Source organism: Stenotrophomonas sp. ZAC14A_NAIMI4_1 (assembly GCF_003086915.1).
Classification (GTDB): Bacteria; Pseudomonadota; Gammaproteobacteria; order Xanthomonadales; family Xanthomonadaceae; genus Stenotrophomonas.
The window spans coordinates 4,492,456-4,512,645 of record NZ_CP026002.1 but is presented as its reverse complement, the minus strand read 5'-3'; the positions used below and the strand labels follow the sequence as shown (position 1 = coordinate 4,512,645).

20 protein-coding genes are annotated in these 20,190 nt (G+C 65.0%); 8 read left to right on the top strand and 12 right to left on the bottom strand.

What is annotated here, in order from left to right; translation table 11 throughout:
- Positions 1-16 precede the first annotated feature (16 nt).
- Positions 17-1,747, bottom strand: a complete 1,731-nt coding sequence (gene pilB / locus C1926_RS20620) for a type IV-A pilus assembly ATPase PilB (RefSeq protein ID WP_108760493.1) — start codon at positions 1,745-1,747, stop codon at positions 17-19.
- Positions 1,748-2,021: 274 nt separating this feature from the next.
- Between pilB and C1926_RS20615 the strand changes: the two genes are divergently transcribed.
- From C1926_RS20615 to C1926_RS20605, 3 genes are read left to right on the top strand one after another with little or no spacing between them, the layout of a single operon-like run.
- Positions 2,022-2,894 carry a glycosyltransferase family 2 protein gene (locus tag C1926_RS20615; protein ID WP_108760492.1) on the top strand — a complete coding sequence of 291 codons (873 nt, stop codon included), beginning with the start codon at positions 2,022-2,024 and terminating at the stop codon, positions 2,892-2,894.
- A gap of 44 nt (positions 2,895-2,938) precedes the next feature.
- Complete coding sequence (locus C1926_RS20610; protein WP_254057345.1) at positions 2,939-4,120, top strand: glycosyltransferase; 1,182 nt, start codon at positions 2,939-2,941, stop codon at positions 4,118-4,120.
- Positions 4,074-5,360: an oligosaccharide flippase family protein gene (locus tag C1926_RS20605; protein WP_254057344.1), complete on the top strand. Its 1,287-nt coding sequence runs from the start codon at positions 4,074-4,076 to the stop codon at positions 5,358-5,360. The genes C1926_RS20610 and C1926_RS20605 overlap by 47 nt, the downstream gene beginning before the upstream one ends.
- Here the strand turns inward: C1926_RS20605 and C1926_RS20600 are convergent.
- Positions 5,323-6,438 carry a glycosyltransferase gene (locus C1926_RS20600; RefSeq protein WP_108760489.1) on the bottom strand — a complete coding sequence of 372 codons (1,116 nt, stop codon included), beginning with the start codon at positions 6,436-6,438 and terminating at the stop codon, positions 5,323-5,325. The genes C1926_RS20605 and C1926_RS20600 overlap by 38 nt on opposite strands.
- 149 nt (positions 6,439-6,587) lie before the next feature.
- Here C1926_RS20600 and C1926_RS20595 point away from each other — a divergent pair, with 149 nt between their 5' ends.
- A complete protein-coding gene (locus C1926_RS20595; protein ID WP_108760488.1) occupies positions 6,588-7,799 on the top strand; it encodes a glycosyltransferase family 4 protein in 1,212 nt (403 codons plus the stop codon).
- Here the strand turns inward: C1926_RS20595 and C1926_RS20590 are convergent.
- From C1926_RS20590 to C1926_RS20580, 3 genes are all read right to left on the bottom strand, one after another.
- Entirely contained in the window at positions 7,689-8,105 is a 417-nt protein-coding gene (locus tag C1926_RS20590; protein ID WP_108760487.1) for a pilin, read from the bottom strand. The genes C1926_RS20595 and C1926_RS20590 overlap by 111 nt on opposite strands.
- A gap of 3 nt (positions 8,106-8,108) precedes the next feature.
- Positions 8,109-10,040 carry a hypothetical protein gene (locus C1926_RS20585; protein WP_108760486.1) on the bottom strand — a complete coding sequence of 644 codons (1,932 nt, stop codon included), beginning with the start codon at positions 10,038-10,040 and terminating at the stop codon, positions 8,109-8,111.
- Positions 10,041-10,117: 77 nt separating this feature from the next.
- A complete protein-coding gene (locus C1926_RS20580) occupies positions 10,118-10,549 on the bottom strand; it encodes a pilin (protein ID WP_108760485.1) in 432 nt (143 codons plus the stop codon).
- A gap of 357 nt (positions 10,550-10,906) precedes the next feature.
- Between C1926_RS20580 and C1926_RS20575 the strand changes: the two genes are divergently transcribed.
- The 3 genes from C1926_RS20575 to coaE are packed head-to-tail and all read left to right on the top strand — an operon-like array spanning position 10,907 to position 13,655.
- The gene (locus tag C1926_RS20575; RefSeq protein WP_079222952.1) at positions 10,907-12,163 is read left to right on the top strand and encodes a type II secretion system F family protein; all 1,257 of its coding nucleotides are present in this window, start codon (positions 10,907-10,909) and stop codon (positions 12,161-12,163) included.
- 6 nt (positions 12,164-12,169) lie between these two features.
- A complete protein-coding gene (locus tag C1926_RS20570) occupies positions 12,170-13,033 on the top strand; it encodes an A24 family peptidase (protein ID WP_108747255.1) in 864 nt (287 codons plus the stop codon).
- A 10-nt stretch (positions 13,034-13,043) separates the two neighbouring features.
- Positions 13,044-13,655 (top strand): dephospho-CoA kinase, encoded by a 612-nt coding sequence (coaE, locus tag C1926_RS20565; RefSeq protein WP_079222954.1) that lies wholly within the window; start codon positions 13,044-13,046, stop codon positions 13,653-13,655.
- Positions 13,656-13,699: 44 nt separating this feature from the next.
- On the opposite strand, the gene C1926_RS20560 is transcribed toward coaE, so the two are convergent.
- Complete coding sequence (locus C1926_RS20560) at positions 13,700-14,002, bottom strand: hypothetical protein (RefSeq protein WP_159095169.1); 303 nt, start codon at positions 14,000-14,002, stop codon at positions 13,700-13,702.
- 108 nt (positions 14,003-14,110) lie between these two features.
- A complete protein-coding gene (locus tag C1926_RS20555; RefSeq protein WP_159095168.1) occupies positions 14,111-14,704 on the bottom strand; it encodes a hypothetical protein in 594 nt (197 codons plus the stop codon).
- A 205-nt stretch (positions 14,705-14,909) separates the two neighbouring features.
- Here C1926_RS20555 and C1926_RS20550 point away from each other — a divergent pair, with 205 nt between their 5' ends.
- Positions 14,910-15,962 carry an AI-2E family transporter gene (locus C1926_RS20550; protein ID WP_108760482.1) on the top strand — a complete coding sequence of 351 codons (1,053 nt, stop codon included), beginning with the start codon at positions 14,910-14,912 and terminating at the stop codon, positions 15,960-15,962.
- Between the two features lie 122 nt (positions 15,963-16,084).
- Here the strand turns inward: C1926_RS20550 and C1926_RS20545 are convergent, their stop codons facing one another.
- The 5 genes from C1926_RS20545 to C1926_RS20525 form a co-directional block, all read right to left on the bottom strand.
- Positions 16,085-16,501 carry a hypothetical protein gene (locus C1926_RS20545; protein WP_108747259.1) on the bottom strand — a complete coding sequence of 139 codons (417 nt, stop codon included), beginning with the start codon at positions 16,499-16,501 and terminating at the stop codon, positions 16,085-16,087.
- 352 nt (positions 16,502-16,853) lie between these two features.
- The gene (locus C1926_RS20540) at positions 16,854-18,179 is read right to left on the bottom strand and encodes a HAMP domain-containing sensor histidine kinase (RefSeq protein WP_079222958.1); all 1,326 of its coding nucleotides are present in this window, start codon (positions 18,177-18,179) and stop codon (positions 16,854-16,856) included.
- 4 nt (positions 18,180-18,183) lie between these two features.
- Entirely contained in the window at positions 18,184-18,861 is a 678-nt protein-coding gene (locus C1926_RS20535; protein WP_005410804.1) for a response regulator transcription factor, read from the bottom strand.
- Positions 18,862-19,000: 139 nt separating this feature from the next.
- Positions 19,001-19,471 (bottom strand): hypothetical protein, encoded by a 471-nt coding sequence (locus tag C1926_RS20530; RefSeq protein ID WP_254057343.1) that lies wholly within the window; start codon positions 19,469-19,471, stop codon positions 19,001-19,003.
- A 105-nt stretch (positions 19,472-19,576) separates the two neighbouring features.
- Positions 19,577-20,056 (bottom strand): hypothetical protein, encoded by a 480-nt coding sequence (locus C1926_RS20525; protein ID WP_108760480.1) that lies wholly within the window; start codon positions 20,054-20,056, stop codon positions 19,577-19,579.
- Positions 20,057-20,190: the final 134 nt, after the last annotated feature.

Genomic DNA, 20,190 nt, shown 5'->3' with positions numbered 1-20,190 from the left:
TTCGGCTACAGCCGCATCAATCCTTGGTGACGCGGTTGATCTCGGCCAGGCTGGTCACGCCCGCCGCGGCCTTCTTCAGCGCGGACTGGCGCAGGTCGTTCACCTTGATCGCCTGCGCTGCCTCGGCAATCTGCAAGGCATTGCCACCGGCCAGGATGATCGTCGAGATCTCATCGGTCATCGGCATCACCTGGTAGATACCGGTACGGCCCTTGTAGCCCTCGGTGCACTCATCGCAGCCCACCGCTTCGTACAGCTCGATGCCCGCATCCAGCTGCTCCTGGGTGAAGCCCTCGGCCAGCAGCGCGTGCGCCGGCAGGGTGGACGGACGCTTGCAGTTGCTGCACAGGCGGCGCGCCAGGCGTTGGGCGATCACCAGGGTGACCGAACTGGTGATGTTGTACGGCGCGATGCCCATGTTCATCAGGCGCGCGATGGTCTGCGGCGCGTCGTTGGTATGCAGGGTGGACAGCACCATGTGGCCGGTCTGCGCGGCCTTGATCGCGATCTCGGCCGTTTCCAGGTCGCGGATTTCGCCGACCATGATGATGTCCGGATCCTGTCGCAGGAACGAGCGCAGCGCGGCGGCAAAGGTCATGCCGCGCTTGTTGTTCTGCTGCACCTGGTTGACGCCGGGCAGGCGGATTTCCACCGGATCTTCGGCAGTGGAGATGTTGCGGGTCTCGTCGTTGAGGATGCCCAGCGCGGTATACAGCGACACCGTCTTGCCCGAACCGGTCGGGCCGGTCACCAGGACCATGCCGTACGGCTTGTGGATCGCCTCCAGGAACAGCTTCTGCTGCTCCGGCTCGTAACCCAGCTTGTCGATGCCCAGCTTGGCCGCGCTGCCATCCAGGATACGCAGCACCACCTTTTCGCCGAACAGGGTCGGCAGCGTGCTCACGCGGAAGTCGATCTGCTTGGTCTTGGACAGGTTCAGCTTGATGCGTCCGTCCTGCGGCACGCGCTTCTCGGCGATGTCCAGCTGCGCCATCACCTTCAGGCGCGCGGCGATGCGCTGGTTCAACTTCACCGGCGCGCGCGCGACCATCTTCAGCAGGCCGTCGATGCGCAGGCGCACGCGGTAGTCATCTTCGTAGGGTTCGAAGTGGATGTCCGAAGCGCCCTTGCGGATCGCGTCGACCAGCACCTTGTTGACGAACTTGACCACCGGGGTGTCGTCACCCTTGGCGTCGATGCCACTGTCGCTGCTGCCAGCGAGATCCTCGTCGCCACCGCTGATGTCGAGGTTGGCCATGCCCTCGTCATCGCCACCGAGCGCGTCGGACATGGTGTCATGCTTGGCCTGCCACTGCTCCAGCGTGCGGCGGATCTGGTCCTCGTCGATGAGGATCGGCTCCACCACCAGGTTGGTGTGGAACTTGATCTCATCCAGCGAATGGGTCGGGTTGCTGGTGCCGACGAACAGGCGGCCACCGCGTTTGAACAGCGGCAGCACGTTGTGCTTGCGCAGCAGCTCCTCGCTGACCAGCGCAATGGCGTTCTGGCTGCTGTCGAACGTGGACACATCGAAGAGCGGCATGCCGAATTCGACCGAATTGGCGGCGGCCAGCTGCGCGGCGCCCACGACTTTGTTCTGCGCGAACCAGGTCGGGAGGGGCAGGCGTGCGGCGGTAGCCTTGGCCATCGCATCGCGGGCAGCAGCTTCATCCAGCGCGCCATCCTGGACCAGGCGGCGCGCCAGGCCGGTGATGCCGACGAGATTGGCGGTGGTTACGGCGTTCATTGAAATCCTTGGCTCGTGGGGCGGGCAATGCCGTGGCTCGTTCACGAGGCCACGTCACGGGGTCCCAGGACATGCCACGGCCACTGACCGCCCTCCTGCGTCCAGCCTGGCAGGCACAATCCTGACTCCCCGGGTGATGATAGCTCTCCCGGTGCCCGGCCAACACAGCAGCGGTGAACATCCCCCATTCCGGGCCTGCGGACTGGAACGGCCAGCACCCCATTCAGGCATCGCGGCGGAGTAACATTACGGCGGGGAAAAACGGGGAAACACCTTGAACCAGCTCAGTATCATCCTGCCGGCGAAGAACGAAGCCGAGGGGCTCCAGCACACGCTTCCGGCACTTCGCCAGCACTATCCTCACGCGGAGATCATCGTCGTTGATGATGGCTCCACCGACGCCACCGCGGCCATCGCCCGCGAACACGGCGTCAAGGTGCTTTCCAGCCCCTACTCGATGGGCAACGGCGCATCGATCAAGCGCGGCGCGCGCGAGGCCACCGGCGAAATCCTGGTGTTCATGGATGCCGACGGGCAGCATCATCCGGCCCACATCCAGGCCCTGCTGGACAAGCTGGCCGAAGGCTATGACATGGTCGTGGGTGCCCGTGACAGCAGCGGCCAGGCAAACGTCCACCGCGGCCTCGCCAACCGGTTCTACAACTGGCTGGCCAGCCACATGACCGGCTTCGAAGTGAAGGACCTGACCTCCGGGTTCCGTGCGGTGCGCGCAGGACGCTTCCGCGAGTTCCTGCACCTGCTGCCGAACGGGTTCAGCTATCCCACCACCAGCACCATGGCCTTCTTCCGCAGCGCATACCCGGTGGCCTACGTGCCGATCCCGGTGGCCAAGCGGGTCGGCAACGGCAGCCACATCCGTCCCATCAAGGACGGCATCCGCTTCCTCCTGATCATCTTCAAGATCGCCACCCTGTACTCGCCGCTGAAGCTGTTCGCGCCGGTGGCAGTAGCGTTCTTCCTGGTGGGCCTGGGCTACTACGGCTATACCTTCGCGACCATGCACCGCTTCACCAACATGAGCACGCTGCTGTTCAGTGCATCGGTGATCATTTTCCTGATAGGGCTGGTTTCCGAGCAGATCACCGGCCTGACCTACCTGGCGTCGCGGAAGGATTCACAACCGTGACATCGGAGGGCGGGGCCACCGCAGCCCTTCCGAAGCTGCTGGTCGTGGCCTCCACCTATCCGCGCTGGCGCGGTGACCCGGAGCCAGGGTTCGTGCATGCGCTGAGCCGGCACCTGACCGACCACTTCCAGGTCACGGTGCTTTGTCCGCATGCGCCCGGCGCAGCTCCGCAGGAGGATCTCGACGGTGTCAGGGTCATCCGCTACCGCTACGCACCCATAGCACTCGAGCAGCTGGTCAACGGGGGCGGCATCGTCTCCAACCTGCGCCAGCGCCCATGGACGCTGGCCCTGGTGCCCACCTTCCTGCTGGGCCAATGGTGGGCCATGCGGCGTGAACTGCAGCGGCATGGCCACCACGCGCTGCACGTCCATTGGATCGTACCGCAGGGCCTGGCCAGCGCCTTTCTGCCCGAACGCCTGCGCCCCCCGATGCTGGTCACCTCCCATGGTGGCGACCTGTTCTCGCTGCGTGGCCGCATGTTCCATGCAATCAAGCGCTTCGTCCTGTTGCGTGCACAGGCAGCCACGGTTGTCAGCGAAGCGATGGTCGCCCCGATGCGAGCCTTGGCCCCGCACCTCCCCCTGTCGGTCTCGCCGATGGGCGTGGACCTGCAGCGCCACTTCGTGCCCTCTTCAGCAGCACGGGCGCGCAATGAACTGCTGTTCGTCGGCCGCCTGGTCGAGAAGAAGGGCCTGGTCCACCTGCTCGACGCATTGCCGGCGGTGCTCGCACACCACCCCGATACGACGCTCACCGTCATCGGCCATGGCCCGGAGCGCGACGCGCGGCAAGCCCAGGTGGAAGCCCTGGGGCTGCAGGCGCACGTGCGGTTCCTGGGTGCCCTCCCGCAGGAATCCCTGCCGGCGCACTACCAACGGGCCACCGCACTCGTCGCCCCCTTCGTGCAGGCCCGCAATGGCGACCAGGAGGGATTGGGCCTGGTCACCGTCGAAGCACTTGGCTGTGGATGCCCCGTGGTGACCACCGACGTGCCGGCGGTGCAGGATGCATTCCCGGCCGGACCACCACGCTACCTGGCCCCGCAACGCGATGCCGCAGCGCTTGCCAGCGTACTGCTGACGCTGCTCGACGCGCCGGAAGTGGCCGAAGCATGGGCGCACTCGCAGCGCCCCGCGCTGCTGGCCCGTTTCGACCACGCCCAGGTCGCAGCGAACTATGCACGCCAGCTGCAGGCAATCATGGAGATGCCGGGTGCCCGTTAGACTGCCGCGCCTCGGTGGCCTGGCCCGGACGTCCCTCCTGGTGATGTTCTGGCAGGGCATCCGCATGCTGTGCCTGGCGGCCTGGATCATCGTGGGTGCGCGCGTCCTGGGTGCGGACAACTACGGCCTCTTTTCCGGCACGGTGGGCACCGCATCGGCGCTGGCGGGGTTGGTGGGCCTGGGCGGCGGAATGCTGATGTACCAGTACGCCGCTGCAGACCGCTCGCGCTTCGCCCGCTATTGGAAGCAGTGCCTGCTGCTCTGCGTGATCAGCGCGGGTCCGCTTTCGCTGGTCTTCTATCTCCTCAGTGCGGGGCTGCTGTCATGGCCCGCGCTCTGCCTGATCGCATTGTCGGAAATCGTCGCGTTTCCGTTCGTGACCAACGCGGCGTTCGCCCTCTCGGCCAATGACCGGATGGGATGGTCGGCCGCCCTGCCCGCGCTGAACGCCTTGCTGCGGCTGGCCGCGATCTGCATCTTCAGCGCACTGCCCGCATCGGCCGACCTGACCGCATATCTCGCGCTGCATCTGGCCGCGTCCGCCTGTAGTGCGCTCCTCGCGCTGCTGGCGGTGCGCTGCCTGCTGAAGCCGGGGCCGGCAAAGGCACGGATCAGCCGCGGCGACCTGATGCACGGCAGCGGCCACGCAGCCGGATGGAGCTCATCGGTGGGCGTCACCACCCTGGACAAGTCCTTCGTGCTGCATGCAGGTGGCAGCGCGGTTGCCGGCCAGTACTCGGCCGCGTACCGCATCGCGGCAGTGTTCGCGATGCCGCTCGACGCCATGATCATGTCCGCCATGCCGCGCCTGTTCCGGGCGCAACGGGACAACACCCAGCACCGGCGCCTCGTCGCCTCGATGATCCTGGCCGCGCTGGGCTATGGCATCGCCGCCAGCGCGGTGCTGGGCTACGGCGCCCACATGCTTCCGCATCTGCTGGGCAGCGATTTCACCGCGGCCATTCCGGGCCTGCAGTGGATGGGCCTGTTCGTGGTCGGCTACAGCGTGCGGCAGATCGGCTGCCACACGCTGCTGGGGCGCGGCTGGAAACTGCGCAAGTTCCTCGTCGAAGCGCTGGGCCTGCTGCTGATGGCGGCGCTCTCGGCATTGTGGATCCCGGCGTACGGCCTGCAGGGTGCCGTGTGGATGATCATCACCGCCGAGGCCGTGATGGCCTGCATCGCCTGGCTGGTCGTGTCCTTCAGTCCCGCGCCGGCAAGCGCGAGCGCGCAGCGCTGAACACATCCAGATAGGCCTGGCACGCCGTCTCGATGGAGAACGCATCGGCGCGCGCGCGCAGCGTCTGCGCAGGCACGTGGCCGTTCCCCTCAACGACGTTGCGCAGGGCCTGCGCCAACGCAGCCGCATCCCCTACCGGCACGAGCTGTCCATACCGCCCCTCCCCCAGCACCTCGGCAGGGCCATGCGGGCAATCGGTGGCCACTACCTGGATGCCGCAGTGCATGGCCTCGACCAGGACATTGCCAAAGCCTTCGTAGTCCGAGCACAGCACCAGCGCCGTGCTGCGCACCATCCACGGCAGCACGTCCTCCACGCGGCCGGGCAGTGCGACATTATCCTGCAGCGCGCTTGCTGCCACCCACCCGGCAAGACGGCCTCCCTCTTCCCCCTGCCCCAGCACCAGCAGGCGCGCCCGGTGGGTCTGCCGCAAAAGGACGAACGCGTCCCACAACAGGTCCAGGCGCTTTTCCGGCGAAAGGCGCCCGGCATAGATGAACACAGGGATCCCGTCATCCGGGAAGGGCCATGCCTGGTCCGGCAGGATCGGCGCGCTGCGCGCCTTGCGGGTGATGGGGTTGTGGATGACCCGAACCTGCGCGACCGGAAGGCCAAGCTCCTCTTCCATATCCCTGGCCAGCGCTGCAGAGACCGCAACCACCGCCTGCGCTGCCGGCGTGGCGAAACGCATGAGCCAACCGATGACCTCCCGCTTGCATCGTGCAGAGCCGCGCGCCTTCTTTCGCGGTGCGGACAGCGCAAGATGCTGGGCGATCACCACCGCCGTGCGGGGATAGAGCAGCCGTTGCCAGAAGACAATCCAGATGGCGAGATCGTTGGCGGTCGTCACCACGATCGCGGGACGCTCGCGCCTGATCAGCCATGGCAACCGCAGAAGCAGCTGCCAAGCACCGCGCGGTGCAACGAAGTCGACTTCCCCCGCATGGCCGGGGCCGCCGAGATCGCGGCCGGCGATGACACGGGCAGCCTCGCCCCGTTCCCTGAAACCGCGCAGCAGATTCAGCTGCACACGCTCCAGGCCGCCCGGCTCCCAGCGGCTGGCCAACAGCCAGATCATGCCGGTTTCCGGGCGCAGCAGGAGGAATCACCAGCCGTTCCCTGCAGGCTGCCAATCGTCAGTCCCATCGCCTTTCCCCAAGGTGACTTTCCACCTGCAACTGCCCATCATGCGGTACTGCCCGACAGAATAGCCACACAGGTCCCTTCATGCATGTGCTCATGCTCTGCAAGCGCCAGTACACCGGGCGGGACCTGCTCGATGACCAGTACGGCCGCCTGTGGGAGATTCCGGAAGCGCTGGCCCACCGAGGCCATGCGGTCAGTGGGCTCACGCTGAGTTATCGCCGCAGGAGTACGGGCCTGCATCGTTCTCCCGCCGATGTGCACTGGCACTCGATCAACGCCGTTTCGATGCGCGCGCTGTACATGGGTCGGATGATCGACCAGATTCACGCGCAACGGCCGATCGATGTCCTCCTCTCGAGCTCCGACGCCCTGTGCGCAACGCTCGGCGACCGGTTTTCCCGTCGCCTGCGTGTCGCACACGTCGTCGATCTCTATGACAACTACGCAGCGTTTGGCCTGACGAAACTTCCTGGCGTACACGCGGCGTTCGACCATGCATGCCGCCACGCGGCCGGCATCAGCGTGGTGACCAACTCACTGGCAATGGCACTGCGTCCATCCATTCCTGGTGGCACGCCATTGGAAGTGATCGGCAATGGCGTGCGCACTGACCTGTTCCATCCCATGGAGCAGGCCGCATGCAGGGCGCAGCTGGGCCTGCCCACGAATGCGCGCCTGATCGGCTGCGCAGGCGCGCTGGACCAGAGCAGGGGCATTGAAGACCTGTTCAAGGCATTCCACCTGCTCGCGCACAGCGACCCCGATCTCCATCTCGTCATCGCTGGACCAAGGGACAACACGCTTGAGCGCTACGCACATCCAAGGATCATCGACCAGGGTACGCTGGACTGGCGAGACGTGCCCGTCCTGATCAATGCGCTGGACGTGTCCATCGTCTGCAATCGCGACTCGGCCTTCGGGCGCTTCTGCTATCCGCTCAAGCTGGTCGAATCCATCGCCTGCGGGGTCCCCGTCGTGGCTGCGGCCGTGGGCGACACACGCCGCATCGGCGGCGAAGCCCTGGCCACCTACTCCCCCGGGAGCTGCGAGGAACTGAAAGCAGCCATCGAGCAGCAACTGTCCATCCCATCGCGGGCGGCCCGCTCACTGGCCTGCAGCTGGGAGCAGAGAGCCACGCAGATGGAGCGCCTGCTTCTGCAGGCGCTGGGACGCGGCGATCAACTAGCGGCAGGACGACGGAACGTAGCGGCCATCCAGTCCACTGCAGGACCAGTTCACCGCGCCATTCGTATCGTGGGCAGTCAGGACCAGGCTGCGGCCTGCGATCTTTGAGCTGGCCGAAGACGCAAACACGACCGAAATCGAACCGGTATTGTCCACCGTGACAGAGCGCACGTACTTACCCCGCACTGATGCCGGAGCTGCCATCCCTGCGGCCAGATTGTCTGCCGGGAACTGCCCGTGGTCAGAGTAGTAGGTCGCGATCGCTTCTTTGGCGCTCGATGACAGGGAAAGACCTTCTGCGACCTGGGCACGAGCCACGTAGTCGAGGTACGCCGGCGTCGCGATGGCCGCCAGGACGGCAATGATCGCAACGACGATCATCAGTTCGATCAAGGTAAAGCCGCGCTGTTTCATGTTCTAGTCCCCTTTTGCCTTTGTCTGCTGCTGCTCCGCCAGCCAATGCTCCAGGTGCTTGATGTCCGGATCATACGCATGGCGACTATTGGCCGCCGTGAGGATCCCCATCCCCTTGCGGCCTTCCTCCAAGCCAAGCAAGTTGGATGCCAACCCCATCCGCAGCAGCCAGAGCTGCGCGCCCGTGTCGTCGGGGGAGATACGCACCGCCTCCCGCAGGAGCTCCATGGCCAGCGGGTAGTCCTTCATTGCGTTGAACGCATAGTTGGCAAACACCAGCCTGATCCGCGACGAGTTGGGATTTGCGACCGTGGCTGACGTCAGCAGGTCCAGCAGCACCTGCTCATCGACAGGGCGACAGCCCCCTTGCACGCGACAGGCGACCACTGCCTCGAGTGCACCGGATTCCTGCGGCCCCAGCGCCCGCCGGGCGATCTTCCGTTCAAGCGACGCCCACACCTGGGGCGACTGCGTCCGCCCTTGGTACGAGTGGAGGATGATCAATGCCTGCTCAGGCAGTGGAGATCCCCCGGGAAGCGCCGCCGCATGCTCAAACTCCTTCTCCGCCAATCCCCAGGCAGGCGATGCCGGGTCGTCCGGATTCGCCGCCAGCAAGGCGCGCCCCAGCTCATAGCCTGCCCGGGGGGAATCAGGATTCCGGTTGGACAACGTCAGCGCCAAGCGCATCGGGTCAGCCCAGGTCTGGACCTGCACCCATCCCATCCCGGCCACGAATACCAGCAGCACTGACACAACCGTCACTGCGACGCCGCGCGTGCATCGCGCCATCAGCGCACGCAGGGGCTGCACCCATGCCAAGGCGATACCGGCAAGCGCGAGATAGTTGCGGTGCTCAAAGGCCAATTCCAGGGGCACGACATTGCTGGTCAGCGCGTGGCTGACAAAGAACCAGGCGATACCCAGCGCGGTCAGCGGCCAGCGCTTGCGCACGGCCCAGCCGAAAGCCGCCAATGCCACCAGCAACAGCGTCGGGACCATGAAGGCAGGTGCCAGCCAGGAGGTCGGCACAATTGCGTTGTCATAGTAGAACTTCAGCGACTCCGGCCAAGGCAGGATGATCTGCTGGAGATAATCGAGCAGGACACCTGGCTGTGAGAGAAGCCGGCCCGCCAGGCTGAAATCACGCGCGGAGTACCGCTCCGGCGCCATCGCCCCCGGAAGGACGATGGCGAAGAACACAGCGGCTGCCGCCAGAATGCCCACTGCATACAAGGCAATCAGCGCACGCGCGCGCGCTCCATCCGCGTTGCGGAAGCCGAGGACGAATACCTCCAGCATCAACGCGTAGGCAGGAACGAGAATCGCGGTTTCCTTGAAGCCCAGCCCCAGCACGGTGCCCAGCACGACACCACACCACCACAGGACTGCGTTCCTTGAACGCGGCATGCTGCTGCGTGCTTGGAGGTAGCAGTTCAGTGCGATGAGCACGCCTGTCGCCGCCCCCAGCTCCATGCGCTGCACGACGTAAAGCACGGTAGACGCCTGCAGCGGATGCACCATCCACGCCAGCGCCACGGCGAGCGCCATCAGGCGTACCTTCGCCACCGGAGCGGACAGTACCCGCCGCATCAACGCTGACGCCAACGCGAACACCAGCAGCGAGTTCAGCAGGTGCACGGCCAGGCCCGTGGCCTTCATGGGCCACGTGGCCAGACCGGTGAAATAGTAGTTGAGACCGAAGCTGAGGAGCGCAAGCGGACGCCCCGCATCGCCCGTGATCCCTTCGGTCATGGCGGCCTTGATGGATCCAGCGTCCAATGAAACAAGACGCCAGTCCTCATCGTCCACCAGGTTGGGAAAGTCATCGAAGATGAAACCGCCTTTCAGGCCATTCCAATAGACGACCATTCCCACAAGCAACAGCAGCAGCAACGCTCCGAAGCGCAGAATCCGCTGGGCAGGCACGCTTTGCATCGGATGGAACTCCCCTTCCAGATAAGAGAAAGGGCCGCAAGCGGCCCTTTCCCAGTACAGCAATGTCCTCTGCGCAATTAGCGGCAGGAAGACGGGCGGTACTTGGCGTCGATGGTGCCGCCAGTGCAAGCCCAGGTGATCGAGCCACCGGCATCAGCCGGGGTCATGATGAAGGTCTTGCCAGCGATCTTGGCGCTCGCCGAGTTGGAACCCTTCATGGTGGCGGTGATCAAGCCATTGCCGCTGAGGCCGACGCTGAGGACGTACTTGCCGTTGATCGAAGCAGCCGGAGCGAGGCCAGCCTTGGTGTTGGTGTCCGGGAAGGCACCCTTGTCAGCGTAGTACTCGGTGACAGCAGTCTTGGCGCCGCCGCTCAGGGTCATCGCTTCGGAGACCTGCGAGCGAGCGACATAGTCCTGGTAAGCCGGCAGAGCGATGGCGGCCAGGATCGCGATGATCGCGACGACGATCATCAGTTCGATGAGGGTGAAGCCCTTCTGGTTCTTCATTGTGTACATCCCCAAGATTGGTGGTGGTTGAGTTCAGTGCGCCTGAACGGTCCGGCTCCGAGCCGGCTGAGCGGTTCCTGCGCCCCGCGGGTGGATCAACGCAGGTTGCGTGCCAACCCCGGCACGCCCCCCCCTGGATTTCCCCGGCGCCAATAATGGCAGCAATTTGTTGTATGTGAAGCCCCCCGGCCCGGAAATGCGACGAGTCAGCCAATGTGACGCAATGCGTCACCTTTGGCCGGAACCCGGCACGATTCCGCAATTTGCCCCCCGCACAGCCTGCCCAGAAGGCCATGAACCGGCTAACATCGGAGCCAATGATGCCCGCCTGGGGATGGCGGGCCTTGGGGAGCCAACATGTCTGTCAGTCGCAGTGCGATAAAGAAAGAGCCCGTGGCGCGTAGCACCATGGAGCTTCAGCCGTTTGTCTGGGAGGGGACCGACAAGCGTGGCGTGAAGATGAAAGGGGAGCAGCTGGCGAAGAACGCCAATCTGCTGCGGGCCGAACTGCGCCGCCAGGGCATCAACCCCGGACAGGTGAAGGTCAAGCCCAAGCCGATGTTCGGTGCCGCCGGCAAGGCGGTCAGCCCAAAGGACATCGCGTTCTTCAGCCGGCAGATGGCCACCATGATGAAGTCCGGCGTGCCGATCGTGTCGGCGCTGGAGATCATCGGCAGCGGCCACAAGAACCCGCGCATGAAGAAGATGGTGGATGGCATCCGCACGGATATCGAGGGCGGCTCCTCGCTCTACGAAGCGATCAGCAAGCATCCGGTGCAGTTCGACGAGCTCTACCGCAACCTTGTCAGGGCTGGCGAAGGCGCCGGCGTGCTGGAAACGGTGCTGGATACCGTCGCCAACTACAAGGAAAACATCGAGGCCCTGAAGGGCAAGATCAAGAAGGCGCTGTTCTATCCGGCCATGGTCATCGCCGTGGCACTGGCGGTCAGCTCCATCCTGCTGATCTGGGTCGTGCCCCAGTTCGAGGACGTGTTCCGCGGCTTCGGCGCCGATCTGCCGGCCTTCACCCAGCTGATCGTGAACATGTCCCGTTTCATGGTTTCCTGGTGGTGGCTGATCCTGCTTGTGGTGATCGGTGCCCTCGTAGGGTTCACCATGGCCTACAAGCGCTCTCCGAAGATGCAGCACACGCTGGACCGGCTGGTGCTGAAAGTGCCGGTGATCGGGCAGATCATGAACAACAGTTCGATCGCCCGCTTCGCCCGTACCACGGCGGTGACCTTCAAGGCCGGCGTTCCGCTGGTGGAGGCACTGGGCATCGTTGCCGGCGCCACCGGCAACAAGGTCTACGAAGAAGCCGTGCTGCGCATGCGCGACGACGTCTCCGTCGGCTACCCGGTCAACATGGCCATGAAGCAGCAGAACCTGTTCCCGCACATGGTCATCCAGATGACCGGCATCGGCGAGGAGGCGGGTGCCCTGGACACCATGCTGTTCAAGGTAGCCGAGTATTATGAGCAGGAGGTCAACAATGCCGTTGACGCACTGAGCAGCCTGCTGGAACCGATGATCATGATCTTCATCGGCGTCATCGTGGGTGGCCTCGTCATCGGTATGTACCTCCCAATCTTCAAACTTGCTTCCGTGGTCTAACCTTACATGGCATTTCTCGACCAGCATCCCGGCCTCGGCTACCCCGCCGCGGCCGCCCTGGGCCTGCTAATCGGCAGTTTCCTCAACGTGGTCATCCTGCGCCTGCCCAGGCGGATGATGTGGGAGTGGAAGCGCGAGGCGCGTGAGGTCCTGGAGCAGCCGGACATCTACGACCCGCCTCCACCCGGCATCGTGGTCGAGCCGTCGCACTGCCCGCACTGCAAGCACAAGCTGTCCTGGTACGAAAACATCCCGCTGTTCAGCTGGATCATCCAGGGCGGCAAGTGCCGCCACTGCAAGGCGCCCATTTCCATCCAGTACCCACTGGTGGAGGCGCTGACCGCAGTGTTGGTGCTGGCCTGCGTCTGGCAGTTCGGCTTCGGCTGGCAGGGCTTCGGCGCCATCGTGCTGACCTGTTTCCTGATCGCCTTGTCTGGTATCGACCTGCGCACGCAGTACCTGCCGGACCAGGTCACCCTGCCATTGATGTGGCTGGGCCTGGTCGGGAGCATGGACAACCTGTACATGCCAGCCAAGCCCGCCCTGATCGGCGCCGCTGCCGGCTTCCTCGTGCTGTGGGTCGTGGCCAAGGCTTACAAGCTGGTGACCAACCGCGACGGCATGGGCGGCGGCGATGCCAAGCTGCTCGCTGCACTGGGTGCCTGGTGCGGGCTGAAGGGCATCCTGCCCATCATCCTGCTGTCGTCCGTGCTGGGCGCCATCATCGGCTCGATCTGGCTGTACACCCGCGGCCGCGACAAGGCCACGCCGATCCCCTTCGGCCCCTATCTGGCGTTGGCTGGCTGGGTGTACTTCATGTGGGGCGAGCCGGTGGTGAACCAGTACTTGGTCATGAGCGGGCTGCGCTGACGCTGCCGTCATGAGCCGCTACGTGGTCGGCCTGACCGGCGGCATCGCCGCCGGCAAGAGCGAGGTGACCCGGCGCTTCGAGGCGCTGGGGATCGTGGTCGCCGACGCGGATCTGGCCGCGCGTGCGGTGGTCGCTGCCGGCAGCCCGGCGCTGGCCATGATCGCCGAGCGCTTCGGCGCCACCATGCTGCTGCCCGATGGCAGCCTGGACCGGGCCCGCCTGCGGGCCCATGTGTTCGCCGACCCCGCCGAACGGGTGGCCCTTGAGGCAATTACCCATCCCGCGATTCGCCGCCTGATGCAGCAGCAGTGCGAACAGGCAGCCAGCCCCTATGCGCTGGCCGCCATTCCCTTGCTGACCGAGGTCGGCGGCCGCCAGGCCTACCCTTGGCTGGACCGCATCCTGCTGGTTGATGCGCCCGAGGCCGTGCAGCACGCGCGGTTGATGCAGCGCGACGGCATCGATGCTGCATTGGCGGACCGGATGATTGCCGCCCAGGCCAGCCGCGCACAGCGCCAGGCCCTGGCCGATGACGTGGTGGTCAATGATGGCCACCCGGAAGACCTGCAGGCGCAGGTCGAAGCCCTGCATGCGCGGTATCTCGAACTGGCTGCGCCGTAGCGGGCTGTACTGCCTGCCCCTGGAAGAACGACTGGGATCAGCCCTCATTTCCTGGATTTCTTCTTTTTGACTCTACGCTGGTGCCCGTCAAGCAACCCACGACGCATTGCGATATACACCAGCATTGCAGCCGTGGCGAAAAATAACAGCGCGATGACACGCTCCTGCGTCGAGTGACTGAAATACTTCAGGAGCGAGAAAACAACCCCGCAGCGGCGATTACAGCGCGCAGCCCCCTCGTTGAGCCCAATCCCCAATGTCGCAGCCCCCATGGCTGCGGACAGAAGGGCAAATACCATTGCCGAAATGAAAATCACCGGACGCCACGTCCGCCGCAGTCTGGACACTTCCACCTCCTTGGGAGATATGTTCTACATGACGCCCGCGCGGCCGGGGCACTCATGCTGGACCGAAAATCACTCAAGGCGCAGCCGGAGTGCAGCCGCAATGCTCGATCACACCGCAACAATACGAGCCTGAGCAGGAATCACCGTTTCAAGGCACAAGGCCCTTTCGAGATCCTCATCATGGAAGCTGTTCCAGAAATATCGCCGCTTTCCATCCAGGCCGACCAGCACAAGCTCATACGCACTCATACCCTCCGCGCCCAAACGGCGGGAAATGCCGCACCTGTAATAAAATTCAGCATCAGGCGGCAAACTGGCCCCGAAGCCAACTGAACTCCGGATCATCGGAACGATACTTCCCTCCGCCTTCTTCAGCCCGCCATCACGAATCCAGGCAAGCGGATCCTTCGCATTGTAGGAAATGTAGTATTCCCCGGATTCCACATCCGACCGGATATCGATCAGCGTGGCATCCTCGGGCACTGCTGCAGCGCGCACCACGGAAAGATCCCCCTCACTTGCAATCTGCGAGAGGGAATCATAGGTCCGCGCGCTGCGATCACAGCCAGCAACACCCGCCAGAAATGCCAACGCTACGACACGTGATCTGATCATCATCCAAATAGCATCGCGCTCAGGGATATTGGTTTCCGGGCCGTGACGACAGGGCGCACAGCGTCCTGACTTCATCAGGCTACGCACACACTGCCTCATCGACAATCAGCAGCGCTCGAAAGGGCGGTGACGCTCACACATTACCTCCCACACCAGAGGTCGCCCCGACAATCGCCTTCCGGACAGCCGTGCCGCGTACGCGACAACTGAAACCGGACAGACACACACCGTCTTCTCACGCCTCCCGCTATGGTCCTGCGCCTGTCATTGCGCCTGCCTGTGAGATCACCCCGTGCCCACCGCCTCTCTCCGTTCCTATACCGCCCGCGTGGTGGTGACCTTGGCGCTGGTCGCCCTCGGCCTGCTGCTGTGGCAACTGTCGCAACTGGTGCTGCTGATCTTCGGCGCCGTGGTCGTGGCCGCGCTGCTGCGGACGATCGTCGGCGCGGTGCTTCGTTACACGCCGCTGTCGGAAGGGTGGGCACTGGGCCTGACCGTACTGCTGCTGATGGTGCTGTTCGCGCTGGCAATGTGGCTGTTCGGGTCGCAGCTGAGTGCGCAGATGGCCACCCTGCGACAGACGCTGCCGGCCGCATGGGAGAACTTCCAGACGTGGCTGGCGGACAGCCCCATCGGGCCTACGGTCCATGAGCTGACCCAGAACGCACAATCCAGCGTATCGACGAAGGCCGCCCGCGCCGGGTCACTGGCGATGTCGGCCACCGGCGGCGTGGCGGACCTGTTCCTGGTGCTGATCGGCGGCATCTATCTGGCCGCGCAACCGACGCTGTACCGCACGGGCCTGCTGAAGCTGCTGCCGACGCGGCAGCGTCCGGCCGTGGACGACGCACTCCACGCCAGCGGCAATGCATTGAAGGCCTGGCTGGGCGGCCAGCTGCTGGCCATGGCGGTCGTCGGCCTGCTGACCGGGCTGGGCCTGTGGGCACTGGGCGTGCCGGTCGCCTTCGGGCTGGGCATCATCACTGCACTGCTGGATTTCGTACCGATCGTCGGCCCCATCCTCGCGGCGGTTCCGGCCATCCTGCTGGCCTTCACCGTCAGCCCGGAGATTGCCCTGGCCACGGTGGCACTGTTCGTGGTGGTGCAGCAGATGGAGGGACATCTGCTGCAGCCGCTTATCCAGCAGCGCGCGGTTGACCTCCCCCCTGCCCTGCTGCTGTTCTCCCTGTTCGGCATCGGCTCGCTGCTGGGCCCGGCCGGCGTGCTGCTGGCGGCGCCGCTGACCGTGGTGCTGTATGTGCTGGTCAAGCGGCTCTATGTCGTCGAAGCCCTCGGCACAGCAACGCCGATTCCAGGCGAGCCCGCGGCCACGAAGGCCCGGTAGATCCACGCCATGCGTGGATGAGAGCATCAGCAGTGCGGACCAACGGTCCGCACCCACCGTCCACCAGGCTCGATTCCCGGGCGGCGGCACCGCCGCCAAGGCCGCCAGGCATGGGCTCGGCTCTACTGCAGCGTCGCAGCGCCCCGCATGCGCTCGGCCTGCAGCTGCTGCTGCACATGGCGGGTCAGCTCACGCGCGGCCACCATCAGGCCTTCCATCGTCTCTGATGGCACGGCCTGCAGCGGGCCGCCACGCGTCCGCGCGATGTGCGCGGCATGCATGAGCCGGGTCAGCGTGCTGATACCGGACACGGTACGCCTCAGGCCCGCCATCGTGCCGGTCTGCGGCTCGCTGAGCCCGGCGCGCTGGGCGGCCTGGCTGGTTGCAGCGTCGGCTTCCATCCTTTCCTGCAGGACGTTCATCAGGTCACCAGGTTCCTTGAGGACAGCTTCCACGCGTTCGGCGACCTCCGCAGACAGAAGGTCGATCGAATCGCCGACCAGCTGGTGCAGGTTCGGGTAACGGGTGCGATGGGACATGGCCGGGCTCCGTGCAGGTGGTAGGCCATCTGGCCAGCTACGCGGGGCGATGTCAGCAGGCAAATGCGTCAAAGCGCTCTGCGGCAAGGGAATGGATGGACGTCCACCGTCAGAAGCAAGACCCAAGCACGCCGGTTACGACAGTAGATCCACGCCATGCGTGGATGAGGACATCCACCGTGCGGACCAACGGTCCGCACCCACCACTAACAGGAATCATCCTCCGTGCGGACCAACGGTCCGCACCCACCACTCACCGCACCCACCACTCACCGGACTTATCCGCCGTGCGGACCAACGGTCCGCACCCACCGCCAGCAGGGTTCAGTAGAACCACGCCGTGCGTGGATGATCAGAGCGGTTTTGGCGAGAACGTCAGGGTTGCAATCACGCCGCGGTCGCCACCGGGGCGCACGCTCACCTGCCAGCCGTACAGGTCGCACAGGCGACTGACGATCGACAAGCCGATGCCGCCGCCCTGCGAGTGGCCGGCATGGGTACCGCGATAGCCGCGCTGGAACAGCTTGGCGGCATCTTCTTCACTCAGGCCAGGGCCACTGTCGGTCACCGAAACTGCATTGCTGCTGACGTGCACGCGCACGCTGCCATCCTGCGAATACTTCACGGCGTTGCCGATGAGGTTGCCCAGCGCCACCGACAACGCGGCTTCGGGAGCATCGATCACCAGGTCGCGCTCGCCTTCCAGCACCAGCTCCAGCGGCTTGCCACCCAGCTGGGCGCGGTGGGCATCCAGCAGCTGATCGGCCACGCGCGCCACATTGCTGGTGCCCTGCCCGCGCTCGTTGCGCGACAGCAGCAGCAAGGCGCCGATCAGGTCGCTGCACTGTTGTTCGGCACGCTGGATGCGCTGCAGTCGCTGCAGCACCTTCTCGTCCAGGCCGGGGCGAGTCAGCAGCAGCTCGGTCGCGCCACGGATGACCGCCAGCGGTGTACGCAGCTCGTGGCTGACATCGGCATTGAATTCGCGATCGCGCTGCACGACCTCGGTAAGGCGCGAGGAATAGTCATCCAGCGCCTGCGCCAGCTGGCCCACCTCGTCATCCGGGAAGCGCGGCGCCAGGGGCTCGGGATCGCTGGTGCCTCCACGGTAGGCACGCAGCCGTGCGGCCAGGTCGGACACCGGCTTCATCACCTTCGATGCTGACCACCAGCCCAGCACCAGCGACAGCAGGCTGAACACCAGTACCGACAACACCAGCGCGCGGTTGAGTTGCTGCCCGCCGCGCACGCTGTCGGTCATGTCATAGGCGAGGAAGAACCAGGCGTCAGGGGTCTTGCGCACGGCCAACTTGTACGAATACTGCTCGCCATGCTCGTCACCGGTGACCGTGTGGATGCCATCGGGGAACGCTGCCCACTGCGCGCGCTCTTCCCTGACCCGCTCGAACTTGTCTTTCGGGTAGGCGAATGCGCGGATCTGCTGGACCGGGAGATCGGGGCTGCGCAGGGGGTCTTCGTAGTAACGCCGCGCGTACTCGTTGATGTTGCGGTTCATCACGTCTTCAACCAGCTGGGTTTCCACGCGCATGCGGGCCCAGTTGGTGGCGAACGCGAACAGTGTTGTCAGGCAGAAGCCCAACAACACGAACGAGACGATGATGCGACTGCGCAGGCGCCGCCGGTAAGGCGTGCGCCGACGCTCCCCCCTGGTTGCCACCGGATCAGGCTTCCGGGGTGGCGATGCGGTATCCGATGCCATGGCGGGTCTGGATCAGCGGCACTTCAAACGGCTTGTCGACCACCGCGCGCAGGCCGTGGATGTGCACACGCAGGGAATCCGAATCCGGCAGCTCCTCGCCCCAGACGCGGGTTTCCAGTTCCTGGCGGGTCACAACCGCCGGAGCGGCCTCCATCAGCGCCTGCAGGATCTTCAACGCGGTCGGGTTGAGCTGCAGCAGCTTGCCCTGGCGGCGCACTTCCAGCGTGTCCAGGTTGTATTCCAGATCGCCGGTTTCCAGCACGCGGGTCTGCACGCCCTTGCCGCGGCGCGACAGGGCGTTGAGGCGGACTTCCACTTCCTGCAGCGCGAACGGCTTGATGAGGTAGTCATCGGCGCCGGAATCAAAACCGGCCAGCTTGTTGTCCAGCGAATCACGCGCGGTCAGCATCAGCACCGGGGTCTGCTTGCGGGCTTCATTGCGAAGCTTGCGGCAGACTTCGATGCCGTCCATACCCGGCAGGTTGAGATCCAGCACGATCGCGTCGAACTCGTGCACCACGGCAAGATGCAGGCCGGTGACCCCGTCAGCAGCGAAGTCCACCGTGTGGCCCCGATCCTCGAGGTAATCGCCAAGATTGGCTGCGATGTCGCTGTTGTCTTCGATTACGAGAATACGCACTGGGACCTCTGATTCAGTAAGGGTCGTCGAGGGATGCCGACCTGCTCAGGATGCAACCGAGCAGGTGGACGCCACGTCTACCCGCTGAACGATACAGGTTCCATTCTTAACATTTCGTACGGGACACGGGACCGGCAGATCAGCGCCTCAGGTTGCCCGTCCGGTTGCTGTCTTCGAACGACCTGCGGCTGGCCTCGTCGATCCGGCGCCGCTGGGCCGCCGTGGTGCAAACGCGCTTGGCCATGTTGCTGCCGACGGTGCGCTCGCGACTGCAGACCATCCGGCTGTCGGACCAGGCCCGGGCCAGGATGGTGTTGACCACGTCCTGGTCCTTGAGGATCTCGGCGCGGCCCTGCGGGTCGAGCTGGTCCACCCGCTCCTGGTCGCCCAGCTGGGTCTGGATGCGGCCCAGCGCCTGCTGCAGGTTGGTCTTGTCTTCCCTGGCGATCTCGCTGTAATCCTCGGAATCGATCGCTTTTTCGATGGCGCTCACCTGCGCGGCAACCGGCAGGTTCGCATCCAGCTTCACTTCAGCATCCTTGTCGGGTTTGGCCTGGGCGGTGGCCGCCAGCGTCACTCCAATGCAGAACACCAGGCCAAGCGAGGTCATGCGGCGCATAGTTTCCCTTGTTATCGTCCATGAAGAATGACTCACTCTACGGAGCTGCCGGTGTACCTACAAGGGACGACCGGCAGGGGGCCCAACGGCCGTCCGTCAGCGCCCGGCAGGGGGCGGCGAGAGGGTCTTGTAGCTGCGCTCGTCGTTGAGCAGCGCCTTGCCCTTCTCCTCGATCCGCCGGCGCTCGGCCACGGTCAAGCAGCGGCTCTTGGGCATGTTGCTGCCGGTGGTACGGGTGTGCTGGCAGACCTGCCGGCTGTCGGCGTGGGCGCGGGTAAGGATGGTGTTGATCCGCTCCTGGTCGTTGAAGACCTCGTTCTGCACCGTCGCGGGCAGTTCCTGCACCGTCTGGCGGTCACCCATCCGCTGGGTGATGCGGGCCAGCGACTGCCGCACCTGCGCACGGTCATCCTTTGAAATTTCGGCGTACTCGCCGTTGTCCAGCGCCTTTTCGACCTGGCGCACCTGGTCGGCTACCGGCGCCTGCCGGTCCATCTGCACGACGGGCTTTTCCGACCCGGCCTGTGCGGCCGCGGACAGCCCCAGCAACATTGCAAACACGGTGATGCGGTACATCGCCAGCCTCCCGATCCATCCCGGAACGAAGGCCCAACTCTACGAGCCGCCCTGCGCCACCACAAGGGACCTTTGGCAGGAGCCGGACGGGCATAAAAAAGACCCAGGCGGTCTACCCGCCTGGGCCTGAAGTC

Bases quoted from the DNA above. Each gene is read 5' to 3' on its own strand.
- pilB (WP_108760493.1), bottom strand. From the start codon at position 1,747: ATGAACGCCGTAACCACCGCCAATCTCGTCGGCATCACCGGCCTGGCG.
- C1926_RS20595 (WP_108760488.1), top strand. From the start codon at position 6,588: ATGCATGTGCTCATGCTCTGCAAGCGCCAGTACACCGGGCGGGACCTG.
- C1926_RS20600 (WP_108760489.1), bottom strand. From the start codon at position 6,438: ATGATCTGGCTGTTGGCCAGCCGCTGGGAGCCGGGCGGCCTGGAGCGT.
- C1926_RS20605 (WP_254057344.1), top strand. From the start codon at position 4,074: ATGCACGCCAGCTGCAGGCAATCATGGAGATGCCGGGTGCCCGTTAGA.
- C1926_RS20585 (WP_108760486.1), bottom strand. From the start codon at position 10,040: ATGCAAAGCGTGCCTGCCCAGCGGATTCTGCGCTTCGGAGCGTTGCTG.
- C1926_RS20575 (WP_079222952.1), top strand. From the start codon at position 10,907: ATGTCTGTCAGTCGCAGTGCGATAAAGAAAGAGCCCGTGGCGCGTAGC.
- C1926_RS20525 (WP_108760480.1), bottom strand. From the start codon at position 20,056: ATGTACCGCATCACCGTGTTTGCAATGTTGCTGGGGCTGTCCGCGGCC.
- C1926_RS20530 (WP_254057343.1), bottom strand. From the start codon at position 19,471: ATGACCTCGCTTGGCCTGGTGTTCTGCATTGGAGTGACGCTGGCGGCC.
- C1926_RS20590 (WP_108760487.1), bottom strand. From the start codon at position 8,105: ATGAAACAGCGCGGCTTTACCTTGATCGAACTGATGATCGTCGTTGCG.
- coaE (WP_079222954.1), top strand. From the start codon at position 13,044: ATGAGCCGCTACGTGGTCGGCCTGACCGGCGGCATCGCCGCCGGCAAG.
- C1926_RS20570 (WP_108747255.1), top strand. From the start codon at position 12,170: ATGGCATTTCTCGACCAGCATCCCGGCCTCGGCTACCCCGCCGCGGCC.
- C1926_RS20545 (WP_108747259.1), bottom strand. From the start codon at position 16,501: ATGTCCCATCGCACCCGTTACCCGAACCTGCACCAGCTGGTCGGCGAT.
- C1926_RS20580 (WP_108760485.1), bottom strand. From the start codon at position 10,549: ATGAAGAACCAGAAGGGCTTCACCCTCATCGAACTGATGATCGTCGTC.